Here is a 21,468-nt window from a genome sequence, read left to right on the forward strand (position 1 = left end):
CTCCCGCTCCGGACATTCCACTCCACGGGGAACCGGCTGTTCCGCTGGAGGACTGCGGGGGTTCCCCGGCTACCTGCAAGCTGTAGGTGCGAGAGGCGTTGTCAATGAGGTTGATGCGACCGGTCACCTCGTGGGGCGCACGGTAATCCCGGCGATCATGGGCGACCGGACCAGATCCTTGCCGTACCGCTGCTCGAGGAAGGCCCACCGCGACGCATTCCGGGGCCGATGTCGGTCTGGTGCAGGTGAGTTCGCCCCACCGCACTGGTGCGAACACCTCTTGCAGATCTCGAGGTGGGCACCGCAGCAGCGCTGCATCTCCACGGCGCCACGCAATATCTGCGACGGCATGCGCACCCTCCGCACCGTCGTTGAGCAACCGCACAAAGCGGGGCGCATCTTCAAAACCGACGACAGGTTTCACCAGGTGATAGGCAGTCAGGATCAAGCCAGGTGCGACCACAGTGCCCGCGCCTACGCGTCCCGCGTACTCCACGGAAGCCGCCCTGTTCCATCCCATCTTGGCCCCTGCCTATGCGAACGGGCGCCCGTCCGGGGCCTGCCCCAGGGGCCCCTGATCGCTGATGGGCATCAGGCTGGCTCCCTCCAAATCCAAACTGACAGTCATGCGGTGCGTCTGTGCAGAGGAGCGCTCTCCGCGGGCTTCACCTGAGACGACGAACGCCTTCATGCCTCCGCCGGCCGAACTTGTCTTACGCAGCTCGAACCCCAGGTCCAAGACAACGTCCTTCACCGTGAACCGGAGCTTCGAGCCCTCGCCGTCGCGTTGCGCGGCCTCCAGACCCTCCCTAACGGCTTTGATCGCTTCGGACAGTTCCGTACCGTCCAATCGGTGGCCCCCTCAAATCATCATCGCGGCAACGCAGTTGGGCATGCCTTAGCTCACGATAGGGCTTGCGCTCTTGGCCATTACCGGAAGGTCCCCAGTCCTGGCCTGTTCTCGCCGCGTTCGCGGGGTTCACCGGCCATCTTCGCCGGGAGATCAGGCGACGGCCCATTGGGCTGACGAAGTCAGGGCCTGCATCTGTACGTGCATGCCACTGGCGAGGTCCACTGTGGGCTGCCAGCCGAGGATGGACTGAGCGCGACGAGGGTCGGCACGCGTAGTCAGGACGTCGCCGTTGCGTGCGGTGTCGGCATGAAGCTGGATCTCGTGGCCCGTAAGGCTGTTGGCGATGTTGATGACGTCGATCAGCGATGCGTTGGTACCGCCTCCGATGTTGATGATGCCCGTATCGGATGGGGCGTCCGCGGCGGCGATGGTGGCGGCAACGGCGTCATCGATGTAGGTGAAGTCCCGGCGTTGGTGGCCGTCTCCGAAGATGCGCAGTGGGACGCCGGTCGATGCGGAGTGCAGAGCACGGTGGATGAACATGTCCGGGCGTTGGCGGGGACCGTAGACCGTGAAGTAGCGCAAAGCGACGACGCTGGTGGGGCAGTCGGCGCGGGAGGCGCGGGCCAGGCAGAGCTGTTCCTCCGCGAGCTTCGTGACTGCGTAGGGGGATGCTGGGTGGGGCGATCGCTCTCGATGCTCGGGCCGCCGGCGTTCTGTCCGTAGACGCTGGAGGAGGAGGCCACGATGAGTCGGGGCACACTGCTTGGTCCCTCATCCAGCCTTGCCGTACCCGCGGTCGATCATGGCCAGGAACTCGTCGGTGCTCTGCGGGCATCTCTCGATGTAGTGCTGTGTTGCTTCCTTGACGATGGTCCGCCACGGCCCCTCTTCCGGCAGGAGTGGGATGTTTGCTTGTGGCCACTCCCCGGTGAGCGCCCAGGCGGCCACTCGGCCGAGGCTGTAGATGTCTGTAGCCGGTACAGAGAGGTCATACGGCCCGGTGGAGAGCTCAGGCGGAGCGAAGCCAGGAGTGCCGATAGAGGCACCGGTGCGGTCAGCAAAGGTCGTTTGCCCGCGTGGCCGGCGAGACTCGCAACCAGATCGCTCGCGCGGCGGACCACTCCGTCTCGGCCGCCTCGCGTATCGAGAGCGAGGAGGACTGCGGTTCGAAGGCGGCGAGGCGCCCGCGGACAGAGGCGCGGCAGCTCGACCTCGCCGGGCAGCGCCGCTGACCAACATGTGCTCGGTTGCAGCTGCTCTTACGAGCAGGTCTGGCTTCGATAGCGGATTCGTCTGTCAACCGCGCAGGACTCGATGGGTGCTTCGCGACTCGGCCGTTCAGCCCGCGCTCTCGCCGTGCTTTGCGAGGATGCTGCGGACCGTGTTGCGGGAATGCCCCGAGAGCTGAGCGATTTCGACCTCGCTCAACCCCGATCTCTTCGCCACGATGACCAGGTCATCTCGAGTGGCACACGTACGCCGGTACTTCTCGAGCTTCTCCCGCGCGTCGGCTGCGTTGTCCGGCGGCGGTGCATGTGAAGCGCCTGTCCTCTCGATCTTGTAAGTACGGTGCGATCGGGAGTGGCTGCTGCTCTCCATGCGCCGCACAGTAGGCGGTGACGGCGCTCACGCGATGTGCACCATTGCACACCCCATGTTCAAAATTGCACACCCCGACTACTCCGTGCGGGGGGCTTTTCCCTGTGCCGCCGTCGTCTTACTGGAGAAGAACCTGCTGGTCTGCGGCATATTGAGCGTCAATTCACCCGCAGAGATGGATAGGTGTGCAGACCTGCACACCCCTCGCGTTCCGGCATCGTGTTCCGGACATTGAGGTTCACTCCTTTGTCTGTACGAACGGAATCGCGTGTTTACTCCTCGCCTCGTAGCGGCCATCGACATCGGCACACATGGCATTGGCGGCGCCTGGTGCGTCATCTCGGAATCCAACGCCGAACCTTCCAGCCGGAAGATCCATTTCTGTGACCAGTGGGAGTCACAGCCCACACCCACCGCGAAGAACCTGTCGGCGCTCCTGCTCGACGCCAACGGAAAGCTGATCGCTTGGGGGTACGACGCTCGACGGCTCTGGCTCACCCAGGGCGCCGCGCTTCGCAGCCAAGGGGTTCGCTACCACCACGGTTTCAAGATGGACCTCGGGGTGCGCCCGACTTCACAGGCCACTGACGACAGCCGCGTCGACGCGGACCCCTTGACGGTAGAACCCCCTGACGAGGGGCGGGAAGTGCTGAAACGCAGCACCCCCACCGATCGGTTGACACCTGACCTGCTGACGATGCTGCTGCGCGAGGTCGTCGCCGTACTGCTCCGGCAGATCGCCGCCAGCGGATATGACGAGGACGACATCCGCTGGTGTCTCACTTCGCCCGCCTGCTGGAGCGACTACCAGAAGTCCGTGCTGCGCGGTATCGCGATGGACGCCGGCCTGCCGAGTGAGGACGGGAGGGTGCTGCTGTCCCTCGAACCGGAGGCGGCGGCCCACTATGCGCGCGTGTCCGGGGTGCGGGTCGTGGGCGACGACGAAGGTCTCAGTGGCGATCTCCTGGCTCCTGGCGCCCGATTCATGGTGGTGGACTGCGGCGGCGGCACCGTGGACATCACTGCCTATGAGAACGACACCGACGGAAAGATGATCGAGATCGGCCGATCCATTGGCGACCGCTTCGGGTCGGACTTCCTCAACCGCGCCTTCGAGAAGGAGCATCTCAGGGACTGCCTCGGCAACCAGGAGATCCTTGACGAGATCCAGGAGAACTGTCCCGACGCTCTGCTCAACCTCGTTGACCAGTGGGAACGCGGCAAACTGCACGTCGCCCTCGACCAGGACGAGAACCTCAACCTGCTGATCCCCACGGCCATTGACCGCCGGATGGGCGCCACAATCCGCAAACGCCTCGCCCGGCGCCAGAACAAGATCAACGATGCCATCGTCCTTACCCCCGCCCAAATCCACGCGTTGTTCGACACGGTCATCCCCGGCACGCTTGACCTCGTCGAGGCCCAGCTCAAAGAGATGGATGCCTCCCGCGGAGAGAACAGCAACGCTGACGTCATCCTCCTGGTCGGCGGTTTCAGCAACTCCCCATACCTCCAGCAGGCGGTCAAGGAGCGCTTCGGTGAGCGCGCCCAGGTGATGGTGCCCCCCAACCCCGACATCGCTGTCCTGTTTGGCGCCACGCACTTCTGCTACGACCCCCAAACCCGTGCCCGGCGCAGCCGCTTCACCTACGGCACCGAGGTCAACGACGACTTCGAGGAAGGCGTCGACCCCGAGGCCAAGCGCCATGTGACGTCCCGGGGCAAGGTCACCTGCGCTGACCGCTTCTCCATCTTCACCCGGGCCGGCGAGTCCGTGCCCACCGAAGCCGAGGTGATGCGCGAGTATCTTCCGCTCGAGGAGGACGACACCGAGGTCGACTTCACGATCTACGCCACAAGCCATACCGACCCTCGCTATGTCACCGATCCGGGGTGCGACGCACTGGCCACGGTCACTGTGGACCTGAAGCCCGTCATGCGCTTCGACCTTGAGGAGCGCGCGATGCGCCTCTTCATGCGGTTCGGTGAGACCGAGATCAAAGCACGTGCCGAACTCGTACAGGGCGGTGGTGAGATCGCTACCAGCGTCCGCTTCCACTCCAACTACTGAGGGGGAACGACGATGCATTTCCTGAGCCCTCGTCGTGAAGAACCCAAGGACAACCCTGCAGTAGATATCGACTGGGGAAATGAAGAAGACCTCTTGGAGGAGAGGCTGGACCAGGCGTTGGTGCGGATCGATCAGCTGGAGAAGTCCGCCAAGGTCGGCGAACACGAACACGGTCAGCTGCGGCGCCGGCTGGACCGCCTGGAACGTCAGCTCGGCGCGTTGATGGCTGCGCGGACGGCAGATCGCGATGATCTTCCCGGAGCGCAACACGGCGAGCATCAGGCCCTTGCCCGTCGATTCCGCACTCTGGTCGAGCAGCGTCTGCTGAACTTCGCCCGCCGCTATGCCGAGCGTTGCGACCTCGTCATGGACCACCTTGAATGTGAGCGCAGCTACCGTCTTATGGGGCTGCTGAGCCAGCAGTTGTTCACCGACGACCTCAAGTCCAGCCCAGAGATCGCGCGTGACCTTCACCTTCCGGAGGCCGATGGCCACATCGAGAGCGCCCTCACAACACTCCGCGGTCACTGCTCCGAGCTGGCGGCGGACATCCACGGTGCTGGTCTCGACCACAGCTGGGACATGGGATTCGTGCCGGGCGTTGCACTCGACCCGGCACGCCAGGAGCAGTGGCCCTCGTGTGACGAGGGAGCACCGGTGCGGTTCGTCATTGCGCCGGCATACATCGTCAACGGGCGCTCGTACTGTCTTCAGTACGTGTACACCTCCACCTGACGCCAGGGAGGCGGGTTGTGGGTCCACTTCTTGGACGCACAACCCGCCTCGCAGCAGCGGAACTCCCGTACTTCTCTACGCCGCCGCGCCCACCATGGCGCTGGCGCAGGGCTCGTGCTGATCACTGCTGCTGTCAGTGCTGGAGCGGGAGCTGCCGTCCTCGCAGGCGGCAGACGCGTCTTCACCCGGCTCTGAAGTACATCCTTATCGGGTCGGTCACCTGGGTTGTGAATCTCGGTCAACTCGCTTCGGACCTTTGATGAGTCGTCCGTCGGCTTCGCTGCTGACCGTCGGTGCCCTGGAGCGTGCGAGGCTGCCCCTACTGCTGCCTGCGTTGAGGGAGTGCCGATGTCTCAGTACCCCACCGAAGCTGTCGACGTCGCTCAGTACGCGGAGAGGATCCGTAAGGCCAACCAGGATGGGCGGTGCTTCATCTGCGACATCGTGGACGGTCGCCATAAGCCGGGAGAGCGCATCATCTATCGCGACGATGTATGTGTGGTCTTTCTGCCCGTACCCCAACGTCTTTACGGCTACAGATCGAATGTGTCGCCCGCAGGCAGGTCATGAAGCGTGCCGTGGAAGAGACGGTCTGCGCATTCGGGAGACCGCTGGGCCAACCGTTCCAATGCCACCTGGGAATTGTCCAATCCGACCAGGTCGAACCCAGCAATTCGAAGGGCTCGGTAATTTCGGCCGTTGCCACATCCGACGTACAGCCCTCGTCCACCAGCGGGCAGTGAGCCAGCCGCTGTCACGATGTCGTCGACGAACCCCACCGGGGGTTCGTCCTCGTACCGGCCATTCCGGTATTCGGCATCCCAGGACGCTGCTGCTCCCAGGCGCGCGCCTTCACTGTGGCTTAGTTGACGTCTGCGGGCGCAGGCCACAGCCCTGATCCCCGCCTTCCTCCAGCGAGAGAATGCTTCGCAAGGTCGCCTGACAAGTCGGTGCCGGTGCGGTAGAGCCGAAGGCCGAGCGCCGGGGTTCGGCCTTCCTAGACGTAGCGCGGGAGGCTCTCGTAGTACCGGTAGTGGTCCGCATCATAGGCATCATGACCGCGGTCGACTTTCCTGAAGTTGATCTCGAAGTTGTCGAACTGGCCGTCGTCGTAGGTCACTCCGTCATCGCCAAGTTGCCGTAGCAGCGCCGCCTCGTGCGTTGGCGGTTCGACCTCTTCGCGCTGCCAGCTGCGGGGGCCGTATAGGTAGTCGAAGTACCAGACGAATCCTCCGTGCTTGTCGTCGTAGAAAACGCCGCGGGGGCGAATCTCGTGTCCTGCAGGCAACTTGATCGAGGCGGCCCTGTCCAGGCGGTCGGTGATGCTTCTGAGCTGGAGCCTGAGCACGCTCCCGTGGCGGTTGGAGATGCGAATGTAGAAGCCCCTGGTGATGCCGATGAACCGGTTGGGTTCGCTGGTGGCAAAAACCCTCCACCCGCTGGCCTCGGTGCTCTCGGGGAAGAATCGCTGCGCCACTGCCCAGCCCCGAGGGGTGGTGAGCATGCGCTCGAGCTCTACGCCATCCCAGACATGGGCGTGCACGCCTCTGCTCCGCTCGATCGACTCCAGCCGAGAGACCAGCGCACTCGAGGGCTGGGTGGAGCAGACGAGAAGGTAGCCGTCAGCGTCATGTTGGGCGAGCGCATCCACGATACCGCCGGCGCTGCCGACGTCCTCCCCGTTTACCGAACGTCCGGCGCCATCCTTGGCGTGAGCCATGTGCTTGCACGAGACGACCCAGTGGCGTGTCTTCCCTCCCAGGAGCACATCCCCTGGTTCCTCCAGGAGCAGGTCCCGTCCACCGTCCGCGCCCCGGCCGGACCACCTTGCTCGGTAGCCGAGGGCTAGGGCCAGTTCGCGGACTAGCTGCTCTAGGCCCTCGCCGTCCGACGACAACTCGCGAAAGTCGAGCATGGTGCTCCCTGTTAGTGGTGATGTGTCCGACCGCATGATGCATCGGTCCAGAGCCGACAGGCGAAGCCTTAGCGTCCTTGAGCCTGGGTCGGCACGGCGAGCGAAGTCAGCGTTGTTCAGCTGCAACGCGGGGTTGAGCTCGGCCAGTTCGTATGTGCCATGAGGAGGTGGAGGGCGTCCCCGGAGTCGCCGTAGATGTGGACCTGCCAGTGATCTCCGCGTACCCGGGCCGTACTGACATGGGTGCCCTGTCCTTGATGTGCTTGCCTCTGCTACTCGGGCCGCGCAGACCTGGAGGCGTGACGGTGAGTCAGACCTCCAGGGGCAAGTGGCTCAGCTCGATTCAGCAGGTGCCGGGGGTGAGGGACCGGCTACCAGTCGATTGTCAGGCGGGTGTCGGGTCGCGCGATCTGGGCGCCGGCTTCGATCTGGTCGTCGTCGGTGGCGGCGGGGTAGGCGGTAATGAGGGGCTGGGCGGGGCGTTCCTGGCTCCAGCGGTGTAGGAGGTCACTGACCTGCGGGGTGAGCTTGTCGGCGTCGGGGCCGTGTGTGGTGATCCCCAGTTCGTCGGCGTCGTCGCTGACGGGGCGAGCGGTGAGGTAGGTGAAGGTGCCGCCGTCGTACAGGGCGGCGCCGGACCAGCGGAGAGCGGGGGCGGCCAGGCCGAGCTCGCGGGCAGCGGGGCCGATGGACAGTTTGCCGAAGCTCACGCCGGACTCGATGGTGGCGAGCCAGAGGTCGAGGTGGGCTGCCGGTTCGTCATGGCGCACGTGGATGTCGGTCCACTGCTGGTGGGCGGGGTAGGTGAGGACGCCTGCCAGTGCGGCTTGGTCCGGCTGGTCGTCGGCGTCGACCTTGAGGATGGCGTCCTCGGCGAGACGGACATGGATCTCGCCCATCTCGGCCGCGCCGCGCAGGGGGACGAACCCGCACACCGCTGCGTTGGTGCTGACCATGCGGTCGTCTTCGGCGCGAGTGAACGCGATGGACCGGGTCAGACCGCTGCCGTGCAGTCGCAGGGGGACGACGATCCGTCCACCGGGCGCGAGTTGGTCCCACCAGGCAGCCGGGAGGTCCCAGGCCCCGGCGGTGACGATGATTCGGTCATACGGTGCGCGGTCGGGATCTCCGAGGGCGCCGTCCCGGCACAGCACGGTGACGCGCTCATAGCCCGCTTCGGCCAGGTGGGTGCGGGCGCCTTCGGCGAGGTCATCGTCGAGTTCGATCGTGACCACCTGCCCGCTCTCGCCGACGAGTTCGGCCAGCAGGGCAGCGTTGATGCCGGTGGCCGCGCCGATCTCCAAGACCCCTTGTCCTGGGGCCGCTTCGAGCTGTTCAAGCATCGTGGCGACGATGTTGGGGCTGGATGCGGAGGAGACGGCGGTGCCGTCGGCCGCGCGTTTGGTGACTACCTGCTTGGGCGCGTAGGCCGTGGCGAGGTCCACCTCGGGCAGGAAGACGTGCCTCGGGATGGTGCGGAAGGCGTTCTTCACAGCCTCGGTGCGGAAGGTGCCCAGGCTGTCGATCTTGGCAACGAGGGCGTCGCGAAGGGCGCGAGGATCAGCGGTCGCTGCAGAGGTGGTGTCCATGGTCACTGGCCTGACTGTAGTGGGCTGAGCGGGGGTGGCTTCGGAGCCTTGCGGGGGCGTGCTGTGGCCGGGCTGGCGGTGGAAGATGATGCGGCTCGCGGCACGAGCGATTGCGGCCTGGTGCTCCGCACTGATGCCGAGGCGGTTGAAGGCGAACAGCAGATGGTCTGTGAGAACGGCGCGTATGCCGCGGGTCAGGGATCCGCCGCCGGCGAGGTCGGCGAGGGCTTTTCCTGCGTCCTCGTAGGCCGTGGGCCATGCGGGAGTCTGGGTGAGGGGGCTGCCAGGACTGTCGTCGGCTGCGGTGATGAGCATCTGAACCCCGGCGAGGGTCGGTGCGGACGGCTCCGCGGCGTCAGCGGCGCGGTGTTCGGCGACGGCCGTCCAGATGTCGCCTTGCTCGTAGAAGTCCTGGCCGGCCGCCTGCATGATGCGGGTGGCCAGCCGCAGGCCGATCTCGCGCCGGTGATCCGGCCCGCCACGGGCGCGGGCGAGGTGCGTGAGAGTGTGGCGGCTGTCGGCGTGGAAGAGGCGGTGGGCGATCTCCATGGCGGGCTCGCCGCCGAAGCGGTAGGTCTCCGGCTCGTACACCACGTCGCAGGCGTGAGCGCGCAGTTGGGGAGCTTCGGTCATCTGCGCGAAGAGGGCGGCGGTGTCCTCGTCGCGTCCCGGGGCGGGCTGGAGGCGCACGCGCCAGGTTTCCCGCTTGCGGATGAACCACCACGAGGTGATCGCTCCGTCGTCCTCGGCTTGGGCCAGCAGCGGCAGATGATGGCGGACGGCCAAGTCTTCGGCGGCCTGCCAGGTGTCGCTGGACAGGTTGATCTGCCGCCAGGCGGGGCTGGGTTCGTCGCGTGTCACAGGCACTTCTCTCGGGCTAGTTGATCAACAGGCAGGTGGGCCAGCCGCCGGTGGTGCCGGTGGCGATGCTGTGCAGGGTCAGGGCGGTGCCCGCGCTGCCCTCGATGAGTCCGGGTGCTTGGTCGGGGGCGGTGTCGCGGGCGTGGTCGAGGAGGCGGACCAGCAGCCGGTCCAGGCTGTGGTCGAGGCCCGGGGTGGTGGCGTCGGCTGCGGTGTGCCAGGCGGTGGCGACGATTCCGGCCCAGCCGTGGCAGAGGGCGGGGTCGGTGATGCGGGCGAGCTGGATGGGATCTGCCAGGCAGAAGGCGAGGGCGTTCTCGGCAGCCTGCTGGCGGGCGGTGTCGCCCAGTGCGAGGGCGGCGAGTTGTTGGGCGCGGGCGATGCCGGGAGTGCCGTAGCACCAGGAGGGGCGGGCAGGTCCTTCCCGGTGGGGGCGGCCGTCTTCCAGTTCGTCCAGGGTGATCCGCTCGGGCCACCATGGGCCGGCGATTGACGGCTGTCGCCAGAGGTCCAGGTGGAGGCTGATGGTCTCGATGGCCTCGGCGTGCCCGTCGACGGTGATGCCCTCGCGCATCGCGAGGGCGAGCAGGGCCAGGGGGCCGGTGATGCCGTGGGCCATGCCGAGGTTGGCGTGCCCGTGCGCGAAGGAGGAGTCGCGCGAGCCGGTGGGGATGTCGGCGGTCCACCAGCCTGGTGCCCGGCGTCCGGCGGCGTCATCGGCCAGGAGGGGCCGGGTGAGGCGGACCATGTAGGCGAGGACGCGGCGGAGCAGGTCACCGCCGGGGTCGCGTTTGAGCAGGTAGGCGCCGAGCCCGGCGAGGCCGCGGGTGACGTCGAACTCGTACTGCGAGGGCCGCAGGGCGGCATCCATCCGCTCGGCGGCAGCCGTCAGCCGCGTGTGGACGAGTTGGCCGACAGCGGCGTCCAGGCTGGCAAGGGCGCCTTGGTAGCGGTCGGGGGCGGCCAGGTGGAGGGCGAAGCCGACGGCCGGGGCGCCGAACCAGAGACCGGCCCCTGGCCCGGCGGTCAGGTCGTCGCGGGTGGCGCGGGCGAGCCATGCGTGCATCGCCTCGGTGCCGCCGAGGCCGTGCTGGGCGCGTAGGCCGTGCAAGACGGCGACGCCGGCGGCGCCTTTGGACAGGGACTGGTCGCGCCAGCGTGGGCTGTCGGGCCGGAGATCATCGCCGTAGTTCACGTCCGGCGGGGTGGCCAGGGCGTCGGCGAGTTCGGCGGCGACGGTAGCGGCGTGTTCGCGCAGGGCTGCTGCTGTGCTTGTCGTGGTATCCCGCACGGTCACCGGCCCTCTCCTATGTGTTGTCGATCGGTGTGGCGTGCGGCGCTGGCGAGGGCGATGGCCCTCGCCAGCTTGTATGTCGTCGCCTCGGAGGGTCCTCCTGGGGCGTGGGCGCGGACGTGGTGTAGGTGCAGCAGTGAGCCGAGCACCGTCGCCGGAGCGGGGAGTCCTCCGGAGGCGGTGAGGAAGGCGGTGTACTCGGTTGCCGCCTGGGTGCGGGCTGCCCAGGCGGCAGTGAGGTCGCTGCCGCCTGGGAAGGTCTCCAGCCTCCCGTCGCGGGCGAGTTGGAGCGTGTGGTGGCGCGTCTCGCGGTCCTGGGCGTCGGCCCCGTCGGCGTACTGGGGGTGGTCGAGCAGCCAGTCCAGACCCGCCTGTCGGTTGCCCATGACGGCGGCAGCGAAGTCGGCCATGCTCGCGGCGGTCAGTGCCTGCGGCGGGGTCTCCCGGCAGGCAGCCAGGAAGGCGAACTGGGCGAGGACAGCTGCGGAGTCGGCGGCGAATAGATGCTCGGCAGCCTCCATAACATCACCCGTGCCGTACCGGCCGGTCTCCGGCCTGTAGGCGTCGAACGCGATCTCCCCGGCCAGCCCCTCCTGCCGCAACTCGCCTGCCCACGCGGCGAGGTGACCTGCGGCCCTCCCGGTGTCGGCGTCCCTCACCCGCAGCCGCAAGTGAGGGAGGGGGTGCCGGTAGCGGACGAACCACCACCGCGGCGGCTCGGCCCAGCGGGCCAGGAGCGCGGGCAGGTGCCGGGTGAGGATCTCGTCGATCGTCTCGCTCGGGCCGTACAGCTTCGCGAACACCACTCCCTCCCCGGCCCGGCTGTCGGCCACCGGCGGCGAGACGCGGGCGAGGAAGGACGGCGCCGCCGCAGGCGGAGCTGTCGGGGTCAGCGGGACGACGATCTCGTGTGCACGGCCGCCGCACCATCCGTATTCCGCGACGCTGGGCGCCTCAGCCACGGTGACCGCCCCGTCGGCAGCGTGCAGGTGGCGGCGCAACACCGCCAGGTCCATGGCCCCATCCAGGTTCAGCCGTAGACGACGGTCGCCGTCCCCGACCGCGACGGTGGCGGGCAGATGCCGGCCGTCGCGGAGCGCCTGCCAGGCCGCCGCCCACTGCCTCCTGGGTGCCTTCGGCCCGGGAAGGTCGGCTGGGTCGATCCGCCACTGAGCGGGGGCGAGGATGCTGCGGCCGTACCGCACGCGCGGCAGGTGGGGCAGGCAGGCAGCAGCGCCCCAGTCGAACGCGGTGACTGCCGGGTGGGTGGAGCGTGGAATCTCGAACAGCAGCCTCGCCAGATCCGGCATGGTGTGCCGGGCGCCGGCGTGCGGCAGCATCGGCTCCACCACCCGCCGCTGCGAGCGGGAGACGACGTACAGGCGCTTCGAGTCCGCGGCGACGGCCAGGTCCGTAAGCGGGATATGCCCGTCGCCGTCGCGGTGTTCGGCCAGCGAGATGACGCGCTTCAGTACGGGCCTCACGCGCAGGACTTTCTCGCTGCCCACCTTCCTCGGAGGGTAGGAGAGCTGTGCGGTCAGCCCCTCGGCCACCCCGGTCGTAGCCACCGGATGCAGGCCGGTCGTCTCGCCCCGATCTCCGTCGTCCAGCAGATCGAGGAAGCGGCCGGTAGTGGCCCCGGCGCGGCCGAACCCGCTCACGCCAAGGATGAACTCGCCTCCGTCGAGGGCTGCTTGGGAGGAAGCGCGAAGATCCGCCGAGAGGTCCGCCGCTGACACGGGCACAGCGCTGTCGCGGGCGGGGCCGATCTGCTCCAGGCCCGTCTCTTCCAAGACGATCTCGCTCACGCCGTCGAGAGCGGCCTGGTGGGCGAGGGCGAGGAGGGCTTCGTCCCGTCGTGTGATCTCCCGCCCGGAGGACGGGGCGGTGAAGTGACGGGGGTAGCCGAGCCCGGCAGCCGAATCGGTCAGCTCGGTGACCGGAACCAGGGTTCCGGGTCCATATCGGGCCAGGAAGTCGCGGTGGTACTCGCGCCACGATGTACTCGCCGACGGCTGCGGAGTGAGCCGGATCAGGGCTCGGGCTGCGTCGGCGGCCTCCACGGCCACCGAGCGGGGCAGCACGAGGTCGGCGTGCAGCGAGAGATCCACGGCCAAGGGCTGGTCGGTGACGCTCGACAGAAGCCGCATCCGGTCCGTGACCAGGCGCCGGACCTGCTCGCCACTCCAGGCCCCGGCCTGGCCAAGGTTGCTCAGCTGGTGGTGAATGGCGCGGAGTTCCGCGTGCATCGCCTTCACGTCGGGCACGGCGTTGGCGCTCGCCTCGTCCAGGGCGCCCAGTAACCATCCGAGGGGGTCAGTGCAGGTCCCTGGGGCACGCAGGCTGCTGATCAGCACGCCGGAGGCCATCAGTTGGCTAATCACACCCATCAGCGCGTCGCGTGACGCTCCGGGATGCTCGGCGGCGGCCTTGTCGGCCAAGGCGCCGGCCGGGACTGGAGTGCGGGCCGCCTGGCAGATCGTGTGCACGACCGGAACCCGTCGTACGGTCACCTCCGCCACGTCCTCGCCCGCGCTGCGGACGGCGGCGGCCAGGTGGGGCTGCCAGGGCACCACCAACTTCTCTCCGCGCTCGACGGCCAAGTTGTTGACGACGACGGGCAGGCGCTCGCGCAGGGACGGGGACGCTTCGAGCCGGGCGATGATGTCGGCGAGCCACACGGCGTTGGCCCTCGCACGTGGCCGGTGGTCGTCGTTCCATGACAGACGGGTTCTGTCGTCGAAGTGGAGAGGGCCGACTCCGGCGAAGGTGCCGAAGGGGGTGGCCCGGCCGCGTAGGCGGATCAGGTACCGGGCCAAGGAAGTGGCCATGTGCCGCAGGTCAGCGACAGCGTGTTCACGCCCGCCAAGGGTCTGCTCGATCCGGTCGGCCAGGGCTGGGCTGGCCAGAGCGACGGCTTCGGCGAGAGTCCTGGTCGCCCACACTCTCGCGAGCCAGGACCGCCATGAGACAGCGTCGGCTGCCTCCCCGGGCCAGGGTGGCAAATGCATGTCCGACCGATAGGTGCTCGTCCGCCACATCGCCGCCGTCAACGGCCGGTAGTACGGCGTGTACTCGATCGCTGTCACCATCAACTGCCTCTCCGCTGCGACCTGGAGGTTCGGGCGTGGCCCGGGGATGTCCGCGGCGAGATACTCGCCGCGGACACCCCCGGGGGCGTCAGAGCCGGGTTGACTGCTTCAGCAGTCGCCGCCGCGGACGGTGTCGCAGCCGTCGTCGGTGGACGACAGCAAGGCCGCGGCCACCGGGCCGGCGGTGACGATGCTGACGTTCAGCTCCAGGTCGACACCGTCGGCCACCGGTGCGGCGGCCTGGGTCTGCTCGATGGTCGTGAGCATGAATTCCTCCTCTTGTGGTTGTGCTTCTGACGGTGGTGCCACCTGGTCGCGACACCGGGCGGTGCCAAGACCAGGAGATTGGGAGCCGCGTACGGGGCTGGTGGCCTTGCGGATTCGGCCGAACAGCAGCGCCACAGGCTCATTGGGCTGCCTCGTCTGGCGCTTGTCCGGCTTGGATGTGGCCGCAGCGGTTGCAGGTGTAGAGCAGGCCGCCGCCGTGCACAGGCTTGGGCCACATGCGGTATCCGCAGTGGCGCATCTGTTCCTCGCCCGGATACGGGCCGCGTTGTAGGCCCTGCTCGCTGGGCTGTTCGCTGGCAGCCGCGAAGCGCTCCCGGCGTCTGGCCCACATGGCTATTGCCGCCTGCGAGTGCCGCTCGGCCCGCTCGGCGATCTGTCGGGTGGCATACCGCTCTTCGCCCGCGGCGGTATTGGCAGTGGTCCGGCGCGGCTGTATGGCCTGTTGTGCGGGGGCGGTGGCCTTAGCGCCGCGCCACACTTGCAGTTCGTCGCCGCTGCGCAGCAGATACGTCGAGCCGTTGTCGAACCGGAGCATCTTCCCCGTGAGTCCGGCCACGACCATGTCGATGACCTCAACCTGTGTGCCGCCGCGTAGCGTTCGGTCCCCGCGACGGATCTCGCCGGGTCCTACGCGCAGCATCTCGGCGGGCATGCGCAACTCCTCCGAACAGGGATGGGGCCGGGGTGTGGAGCCGTGTCCCGGCGGTGCGCCCGTGCGGTGCACGGCCGGGACACGGGGCTTATCGGGCAGGCGCGTTGTCGATGCCGGCTTCGTACCGGCGGACTCGCTCCTCAAGTCGGTGTACGCAGGGCTTGCAGGCGAACATTGGGGCCGTGCCGGTGTCGGTCTGTACCGGCCCGATCCACAGCACAGGCCGGTCGTCGGTATGGCACAGCCAGCACTCGCCGTCCTGCCAGGCGCGGTGCACGAGGGTCCTTCCGGGGTGGAGGCTCCGGCCGTCCCCCTGGCGCGAAGGTGGGACGACCGGAGCCGGGAAGCCGCTGCGGCCCGCGGTCGGAGCGGGGCGTCGGCCAGCAGCGGCAGGTTCAGGCGGGGCATCACGAGCCCCAGCCGATGCTGTAGGTCAGAGCGCTCATGAGCGCTATCACGGCCAGCACGTACAGGAGTTGGGCGCAGCTCGCGGTCATCAGCCACCGCACTTCACCTCGGCCCAGACGCGCTTCCCCCAGCGCAGCGGGTCGACGCCCCAGTCCGTCGATAGCGCGTCGACGAGCGCCAGGCCACGCCCAGATTCGTCGTCCGCCCGGGCCTCGTGAACCTGCGGTTTGGCGTGGGAGCAGTCGATGACCGCGACGCGCACCACGTGCTCGTCAACGCGGGAGACCGTGACCCGTACGCAGTCCATCCGGGCGTGTGCCACGGTGTTCGTGAACAGCTCGCTGACCACGAGCCAGGCCGCGTCTTCCGCGCCCTCCAGGTGCCATACACGCAGCGATGAGGACACCAGGCGCCGCGCTTTCGTCACAGACTCCGGGATGCGTCGCAGCGTCTCGCTGTACGCCGGAACTTCGGTCGCAGATGGCTCAGTCACGGTGCTCACCCAGCCACACCAGACCGGTCCGCTTGGCCGTTGCGTGAGGGTGGATGCCCAGGTCAGTGAATGCCAGCCTCGACACTATGCACGTCACCGCGTACAGAGGCTCGCCTACTTCCTGACACTCCGTCATCGTCCTCACCTTCGGCTTCCGGGGTGACTCCAGCAGTCCGCTGCCGTGCGAAACAGATAACTCCCCGTCCCCTACGGCTGGTTAGGGGATCTGACGCAGAACCGCGATGAGCCCCCTAGGGGGTTTTGGTAATCCATTTACCTTGCGCTGAGTGCGTAACGGGCTACGGTGCGGCCATGGACACCACGCGTAACAGGGCTCTTGAAGCGTGGATGGCAGACCATCAGCACAGCTCCAACAGCCTCGCGAAGGCCGTGAATTCAGCCCTGGAGGACCTCACCGGCAAGCCCGGAACATGCGACGGCCGTCATGTCCGGGAGTGGCGATCCGGGCGAGTCCGCTGGCCCAATACGGCAACGCGGAAGGTCCTGGAGGACATCTCTGGGATGTCCGCCGTCGACTTAGGGTTCGTGCCACGGGGCCGCTCCTCATCCACGGCGGCCCCACCGCAGGAGGACCCCATGTACCGCCGCACCCTCGTCGCTGGAACCGTCTCCGCGGCCGTGGCTGCCGCCACTCCAGCCGGCCCCTCAACGCGCAAGATCGGCATGAGCGACGTCGGACGTCTGGAAGAGAAGTTCGCCGCCGTGGTCGCCAGCGATCACAAACGCGGCGGACAGCTCGACATCGAGAAGCGCGCCGCAGACCTCGCCGACTCTGCCCTGAACCTCCAGAACTCCGGCAGTGCCACCCACCGAGTGCGGAGCCGCCTTTACGCCACCGCAGCGAGCTTCCGCTCATCTGCGATGTGGGCGGCCATCGACGGCCGCCGCTTCCAGGACGCCCGCGCCCACATGCGGGAAGCTCAGGCCCTCGCTGAACTATCCGGCGATCAGGCAATCAAGTTCCGCATCTGGTCGCACGCCGGCAGCCTCTACCGGCACATGGGGCGCCCCACCGATGCCCGAGCCGCCAACGACGTCGCACGGAGTCAGCACATCACGCGCCGCGACCCGATGTTCGCCTCCCTTGGCCTGGCCCGGCAGATGGCCATCCAAGGCGCCGCCCATGAGCGGCGGAGCCTTCCTCGCACCTTCGATCAGGCGTATGAAGCTATGAACCGTGCTGATCGAGGCGCCTTTCGGCCGCTATGGCTCCTGGCCTTCTACGACGAGGCGGAACTTCACTCCCTCGCCCTTACCGCCCACCTCGCTGCCGGTGATTGGTCCACGGCCGAGTACCACGCGCACCGATGCCTGGCGGTACTCAGGCCGCACATGCAGCGCTCACGCGCCATCGCCACCAGCCGCCTCGCACAAGCACAGCTCGCCCAGGGCGACGTCGACACCGCCACGGGTACAGCCATGAACGTGACGGCGGAGGCCGCTACCCATCACCCCCGGGTATCGCGCATGCTTCAGGAGTTCGGCGCTGCCCTCCGTGCCACCGCACCGGGCAGTGCCAGCGTGAGCACGTGGACCGAGCACACCGCCGCCTGGAGGCCCAACGCATGACCTCGGCACCCGCCATCGAACTGCGCTCCTTCACCGAACTGGACGCCGTCCGCGCCGACTTGCTCAACGTGTATGCCGAGGTGCGGGCACCGCTGCTCCACCTTGCGAACTATGCGGTCTCTTCCTTCGGCGAGCGGCTGGACAGGCACGGCGCCGAGCCCGGCTTTCAGGCGGTACTCGCCTACGACGGCGAGCACCCGGTGGGGTACGCCTACGGCAACACGATCGAGGACGGGGACCGATACTGGCAGCGCACCACTCCACCGCCCATCGAGAAGTACACCGTGCACGCAGCCCTGGCGCTGAAAGAGATCGGGGTGTGCCCCGCGTGGCGGGGAACCGGAGTAGCGCGACACATTCACGACACGCTCCTTGCAGGCCGTGATGAGCCGTACGTGACGCTCATGGTCAACGAAGCAGCCGGAGACGGGAAGGTCCATGCCCTGTACAAGTCATGGGGATACCGGGACATCGGTCACAGCCAGCCATCGCCGGCCTCACCCCGCCTCACGGTGATGATTCGCTCAACAGGCTGACCCTGCACATTCCGCCAGACACGTTTGGCTTGAAGTGGGCCAAGCGACGCGTCGAGGCCACATTGCGGGCGGTTTGCGTTGGGCCAGTCCGCGACAGGCTACTTACTCCACGAGGCGCAGGACGGGGCGCTGCTCTTGGACACTGAGAAGTTCGCGGACCCGCGTGGCATTCCATGCAAGCTTGTGCGCCAGCTTCGTCACTGACAGGCCTGTCTCGCTTGAGGCCAGTTCAAAGGCTTGCCGTAGGAGGGCCGGCTGTTCTCCGGAGTAGTTCGATACGGGTTCAGGGGCGAATCCAGGCTGGTCCTGCAGCGCCCGGAGACGTTGGTAAGTGCGGCTCGCGGTGGCATCGGAGATGAGTCCCAGCTCCCGGCACCGGTAGACGAGTGAGTGGATGGAAACGCCCCAGATCTGGCGGAGTTCAGCAAGCCTTGCTAGATCCATCCGCTTCGGAAGGAGCGGGAGGATGCTTTCTTGGGGGGTGAGGAACTCGGCGGCAAACGCGTCGGCTTCCTTCTCTTGGCGGCTGTCGCCGGTCGCGTCGCCGTGGAGTACGAGGTGGCCAAGTTCATGGGCAGCTGTGAATCGGTGCCGATAGACGTCATCGGCCCGGTTGGCTGTGAGGACCACGAGGGGCCTGGCAGCGCGGGTGGAGAAGGCATCCACTGTTGAGGCGGATGAGTCTGAGGCCGGAGGCATGATGACGACGATGCCGTGGGATTCCATACGCCGCACTAGATGAGTAACCGGCCCTTCTCCCAAGTTCCAACGACGTCGCAACTCACGTGCTGCCGCGGCAGGGTCGGTAGGCAGTTCTGCCCCAGGGTGGACTTCTCCGCCGGCGAAGCCAGGAAGGTCCACGAGGGGCAGCTGGACCTCATGCTCGACGGCGTAGGTGAGTTCCCATACCTGTTCGGCGAAGGCCAGGGCTCGCTCGCGGTGCGATTTTGGCGTGCTGCGCAGGCTGCGGAAGTGGGCCATGGAGGCGTCGAGCCGGTTCGCGGGGCGTCCAGCGAGGAAGAAGTTGGCGGGCACGTTGAGTACCTCGCCCAAGCGGGGGATGAGGTCGGGGCGGGGGCGGGTGACGCCGGTCTCGTACTGGCCCACAGCGGCCGGCGTCACCCCAAGGGCAGATGCGACGTCCTTCTTCGTCATCTCGGCCAGGCGCCGTGCTTGCGTCAGCCGGGCGGGATCAAAGGCATCCCAAATGGCACGTGGTGTGGCGCCCCGCGCCTCCATGTTTGGAAGGGGGTCTTGCCTAGTGAGTCGCATCGTCTTCGCCGGCCTGGTCCTCGACTGGTTCTGCCTCGGTCAGCGGCGTAACGTCCCGCTCCCGGTCCGCATCCGCACGCGACGACAGGGTAAGGGCTGGCTCTGTTCCATGATCGAAGCGGGCGTGCTCTGCCGCAGGTGATGCCGGCTGCGAGGGGACGCTGGCCAGACGTTGCCCCGGCGAGGTGACGGTTGCGGGGAGAGGGATGAGTTCAGGGTCGGTCGTCCATTGCAGTCGGCGACCCTCGCCCAGGGCCGCAATGCCCCAGTGCGCCTCCAACAGCTCGGAGACGTTGCAGGCGAAGGGCACCAGGATCAGATGAGTGCCAGAGGGAACATTGGCAAGGCCACCCCGCGGCTCGACTGACATAGTGCCTTCGATGAAGTCATCGAAGTCGAACGCGCCCTGCGTATGGGCAGGCGCGGGTGCGAACGTGAACAGCTCCTTCACCAATTGCGACTCGCTGGGGATGCGCGCGGTGCGCACATCAGAGGCGGTCTTGGAGTACTGGAAGGGGTAGAGCAGCCCTTTGCCGATGAGCATCAACTCGAACGGGAAGTTGTACGGCTTCACTGGTGTGGCACCCGGCAGATCTTGCAGTTCTTCCTGCAAGCGCTCGAACTGCCCCTGCCACCGTGCCGAGCCGTACGTGTGGTTGGTGCGAGATTCGGCTTGTTCGTGGGCCGCCAATGCGTTGGCCTGCATGTTTCGCAGTGCCTGTCCGAGACCGACGCGTATCGCCAAGGCCTGATTGCCGAACACCTCGGCGACCCAGGGGGAAAGAGGCACACTCATGCAGACGACTCCTCTGGCCAACTTTCTATTTGAGCACTTCAACGGACTCTGCACTTTAGTTGATGTACGACTCATTGCACAAGTGCTTCTGTGTGTGACTGGTTGTGGACTCTGTCGACGGTCTCCCTGCGTCGAGTCGACCGGCAGAACCCGGGCGAGGGTGGCTCATCCGTGAGGTAGACGGGGAGTTGGGCGTGTCCCGGGACAGACCGTCGCTACATCCGGACTTCACACGTCAGCTACCCCTGTCAGAACGAGTCCGGGTTATGAACGCTGATCTTCCTTCGCCGCTGGCATCGGTGTCGGCGGAAGCCGCGCACTGCGACCACAAGCTGTGCAGACTGTCCAGGAGGACTTGCGCTGGGCGAGAGCCTGGTGAGTGGACGTGCCGGGCGCCCATCCACTCAATCAGCATGCCGCCAGCGAGTCGCGCCGACGCAGACGAACCGACATCGAATCGCTGGCCTTTGCCTTCGGTTGCCATGCACCACATGGCGTCCAGCGATTCCCGCACCAGGTCCCGGAGGTGCAGCAATTCGACCTCTTCGAGTGCCATCAGCTCTTCGAAACGCTGCTCGCCAGAGGTCGTGCGCCACACGGCCCGCTGCTGGCTGTGGCAGAGAGCCGCAAGTACCCAAGCAGCCCGAGACTGTTCAGGTGGGCCGTGGAAGGCCAGCGCACAGCGCAAATCCGCCATGTACTCTGCGTCGTGCACCGGCAAGGCTGGCGCATTCAGCCAGATCAAGACTCCTCGGACTCGTTGATCGAGCTCAATACGGGTTGCGTTGGCCAGCTCCTTGTTCCTCTTGAGATTCGCTCTCATCTGGCGCACAGCGTCGCGATGTTGCTGCATGTCCAGATCGGCAGCGACCTCGGCCCAGTTGTACTCCGCCGAATCAGCCTCCCGGTGTACCTGAGGGATGGCCTCAAAGAGCTGCTGCTCCTTTGATTGCTGCGCAACCCTGTGCGTGAAGTAGGTTCGCGCGAGGGCAGCCTTCACCGGCTCGATCGGTACGGGAACCTCGCTGAAGAACGCAAGCAACGCGAGATCGTCTATCGTTCTACTGTGCGCGCAGCACGTCAGAAGCCCCACAACGAGCTGAGCCGTCTCCAGCGGATAGACCTGTTTCCGACCGCACTGGACCAGCGTGTCGGGCCCAGGACGAGGAATCAGCCCCGCCTTACGCCACCGCTCCAATCGAGCCACGCTCAGGTTCATCCCCGACGCCTCGGCAACACGCATCAGATGCTGGTCGGCCAGGTTCGGTCTTCCTCTCGCCATGCGTTCAATGTAGGAAGCGCGTCTTCCTGAATCAGGCACTCGAGCGCGGGTGAACGCTGGCCAGCCGCTGGAGGGATCGGCAACGCAGCACAGTCGTACTGAAATTGCCTTACCTATGTCCTCTTGCACTCCCTCTGTT

Annotated in this window: 19 protein-coding genes and 2 pseudogenes; 5 read left to right on the plus strand and 16 right to left on the minus strand. The window is 67.0% G+C overall.

Annotation, left to right across the window (positions count from 1 at the left end; genetic code table 11):
- Positions 1-4: 4 nt before the first annotated feature.
- The 4 genes and pseudogenes from EV375_RS29880 to EV375_RS29245 all read right to left on the minus strand — a co-directional run.
- A pseudogene (locus EV375_RS29880) lies at positions 5-520 on the minus strand (trypsin-like peptidase domain-containing protein); the annotation flags it as partial.
- Between the two features lie 12 nt (positions 521-532).
- A complete protein-coding gene (locus EV375_RS22890; RefSeq protein ID WP_130301296.1) occupies positions 533-850 on the minus strand; it encodes a trypco2 family protein in 318 nt (105 codons plus the stop codon).
- A gap of 153 nt (positions 851-1,003) precedes the next feature.
- Positions 1,004-1,489 (minus strand): annotated as a pseudogene (locus EV375_RS22895) (NAD-dependent epimerase/dehydratase family protein); the annotation flags it as partial.
- Positions 1,490-1,627: 138 nt separating this feature from the next.
- A complete protein-coding gene (locus EV375_RS29245) occupies positions 1,628-1,804 on the minus strand; it encodes a hypothetical protein (RefSeq protein ID WP_165434802.1) in 177 nt (58 codons plus the stop codon).
- Positions 1,805-1,932: 128 nt separating this feature from the next.
- Between EV375_RS29245 and EV375_RS29250 the strand changes: the two genes are divergently transcribed.
- Entirely contained in the window at positions 1,933-2,088 is a 156-nt protein-coding gene (locus tag EV375_RS29250) for a hypothetical protein (protein ID WP_165434803.1), read from the plus strand.
- A gap of 106 nt (positions 2,089-2,194) precedes the next feature.
- On the opposite strand, the gene EV375_RS22900 is transcribed toward EV375_RS29250, so the two are convergent.
- Positions 2,195-2,455, minus strand: coding sequence for a hypothetical protein (locus tag EV375_RS22900; RefSeq protein WP_130301297.1), 261 nt, complete (start codon positions 2,453-2,455; stop codon positions 2,195-2,197).
- A 268-nt stretch (positions 2,456-2,723) separates the two neighbouring features.
- On the opposite strand from EV375_RS22900, the gene EV375_RS22905 reads away from it, so the two are divergent.
- Both EV375_RS22905 and EV375_RS22910 read left to right on the plus strand, forming a co-directional pair.
- A complete protein-coding gene (locus EV375_RS22905) occupies positions 2,724-4,526 on the plus strand; it encodes an Hsp70 family protein (protein ID WP_130301298.1) in 1,803 nt (600 codons plus the stop codon).
- Positions 4,527-4,538: 12 nt separating this feature from the next.
- Positions 4,539-5,261 (plus strand): hypothetical protein, encoded by a 723-nt coding sequence (locus tag EV375_RS22910; RefSeq protein WP_130301299.1) that lies wholly within the window; start codon positions 4,539-4,541, stop codon positions 5,259-5,261.
- Positions 5,262-5,794: 533 nt separating this feature from the next.
- Here the strand turns inward: EV375_RS22910 and EV375_RS22915 are convergent.
- The 8 genes from EV375_RS22915 to EV375_RS22955 form a co-directional block, all read right to left on the minus strand.
- Positions 5,795-6,151 carry a class I SAM-dependent methyltransferase gene (locus tag EV375_RS22915; protein WP_486588650.1) on the minus strand — a complete coding sequence of 119 codons (357 nt, stop codon included), beginning with the start codon at positions 6,149-6,151 and terminating at the stop codon, positions 5,795-5,797.
- A 107-nt stretch (positions 6,152-6,258) separates the two neighbouring features.
- Positions 6,259-7,176, minus strand: a complete 918-nt coding sequence (locus EV375_RS22920; RefSeq protein ID WP_165434805.1) for a restriction endonuclease — start codon at positions 7,174-7,176, stop codon at positions 6,259-6,261.
- A 371-nt stretch (positions 7,177-7,547) separates the two neighbouring features.
- Complete coding sequence (gene fxlM / locus EV375_RS22925; RefSeq protein ID WP_207228232.1) at positions 7,548-9,626, minus strand: methyltransferase, FxLD system; 2,079 nt, start codon at positions 9,624-9,626, stop codon at positions 7,548-7,550.
- Positions 9,627-9,642: 16 nt separating this feature from the next.
- Complete coding sequence (locus EV375_RS22930; RefSeq protein WP_486588651.1) at positions 9,643-10,923, minus strand: lanthionine synthetase C family protein; 1,281 nt, start codon at positions 10,921-10,923, stop codon at positions 9,643-9,645.
- Complete coding sequence (locus tag EV375_RS22935; protein ID WP_130301302.1) at positions 10,920-14,012, minus strand: lantibiotic dehydratase; 3,093 nt, start codon at positions 14,010-14,012, stop codon at positions 10,920-10,922. Before EV375_RS22935 ends, EV375_RS22930 begins: the two co-directional genes overlap by 4 nt.
- Before the next feature lie 108 nt (positions 14,013-14,120).
- Positions 14,121-14,279 carry an FxLD family lanthipeptide gene (gene fxlA / locus EV375_RS22940; protein WP_078511948.1) on the minus strand — a complete coding sequence of 53 codons (159 nt, stop codon included), beginning with the start codon at positions 14,277-14,279 and terminating at the stop codon, positions 14,121-14,123.
- 139 nt (positions 14,280-14,418) lie between these two features.
- Positions 14,419-14,952, minus strand: coding sequence for a hypothetical protein (locus EV375_RS22945; RefSeq protein ID WP_130301303.1), 534 nt, complete (start codon positions 14,950-14,952; stop codon positions 14,419-14,421).
- A 496-nt stretch (positions 14,953-15,448) separates the two neighbouring features.
- Complete coding sequence (locus EV375_RS22955) at positions 15,449-15,853, minus strand: ATP-binding protein (RefSeq protein WP_486588652.1); 405 nt, start codon at positions 15,851-15,853, stop codon at positions 15,449-15,451.
- A 312-nt stretch (positions 15,854-16,165) separates the two neighbouring features.
- Here EV375_RS22955 and EV375_RS22960 point away from each other — a divergent pair, with 312 nt between their 5' ends.
- Positions 16,166-17,443: an NsdA family TPR-like regulatory protein gene (locus EV375_RS22960; protein WP_486588653.1), complete on the plus strand. Its 1,278-nt coding sequence runs from the start codon at positions 16,166-16,168 to the stop codon at positions 17,441-17,443.
- Positions 17,440-17,979: a GNAT family N-acetyltransferase gene (locus EV375_RS22965; protein ID WP_207228234.1), complete on the plus strand. Its 540-nt coding sequence runs from the start codon at positions 17,440-17,442 to the stop codon at positions 17,977-17,979. Before EV375_RS22960 ends, EV375_RS22965 begins: the two co-directional genes overlap by 4 nt.
- Positions 17,980-18,081: 102 nt before the next feature.
- On the opposite strand, the gene EV375_RS22970 is transcribed toward EV375_RS22965, so the two are convergent.
- The 3 genes from EV375_RS22970 to EV375_RS22980 all read right to left on the minus strand — a co-directional run bounded on the left by EV375_RS22970 (position 18,082) and on the right by EV375_RS22980 (position 21,329).
- A complete protein-coding gene (locus tag EV375_RS22970; RefSeq protein WP_207228236.1) occupies positions 18,082-19,251 on the minus strand; it encodes an XRE family transcriptional regulator in 1,170 nt (389 codons plus the stop codon).
- Positions 19,238-20,047 (minus strand): hypothetical protein, encoded by an 810-nt coding sequence (locus tag EV375_RS22975; RefSeq protein WP_130301306.1) that lies wholly within the window; start codon positions 20,045-20,047, stop codon positions 19,238-19,240. The genes EV375_RS22970 and EV375_RS22975 overlap by 14 nt, the downstream gene beginning before the upstream one ends.
- A 235-nt stretch (positions 20,048-20,282) precedes the next feature.
- Positions 20,283-21,329, minus strand: a complete 1,047-nt coding sequence (locus EV375_RS22980; protein ID WP_130301307.1) for a hypothetical protein — start codon at positions 21,327-21,329, stop codon at positions 20,283-20,285.
- Between the last annotated feature and the right edge of the window lie 139 nt (positions 21,330-21,468).

The organism is Streptomyces sp. CNZ301, assembly GCF_004217425.1.